Annotated in this window: 1 protein-coding gene; it reads left to right on the top strand. The window is 64.8% G+C overall.

All coding sequences use genetic code 11. The features are described 5' to 3' along the window. Window positions 1–360 (top strand): M24 family metallopeptidase (locus AB0C16_RS40835; RefSeq protein ID WP_357691590.1); only part of this gene is annotated, 360 nt, incomplete at its 5' end. Window positions 361–389: the final 29 nt, after the last annotated feature.

Here is a 389-nt window from a genome sequence, read left to right as displayed (position 1 = left end):
CTGAACCGGGCGATCAAGGCGGTCCGGCCCGGGCGTCAGATCAATGTGATCGGCCGGGTCATCGAGTCGTACGCGAAGCGGTTCGGCTACGGGGTCGTCCGTGACTTCACCGGGCACGGGATCAACTCCTCGTTCCACTCCGGTCTGATCATTCCGCACTACGACAGCCCGCACGCCACCACGGTGATGCAGCCGGGCATGACGTTCACCATCGAGCCGATGCTGACGCTGGGCACCCACGAGTACGACCTGTGGGAGGACGGCTGGACCGTGGTGACGAAGGACCGGAAGCGGACGGCCCAGTTCGAGCACACGCTCGTGGTGACGGAGACCGGAGCGGACATCCTCACCCTTCCGTAAATCACCCCGAAGCGGTCAGAAGTGCACCC

Source organism: Nonomuraea sp. NPDC048916, from assembly GCF_040649575.1.
Taxonomy (GTDB): Bacteria; Actinomycetota; Actinomycetes; order Streptosporangiales; family Streptosporangiaceae; genus Nonomuraea.
The sequence above is the reverse complement of the archived record's forward strand: the minus strand, read 5'-3'. Positions and strand labels throughout refer to the sequence as shown.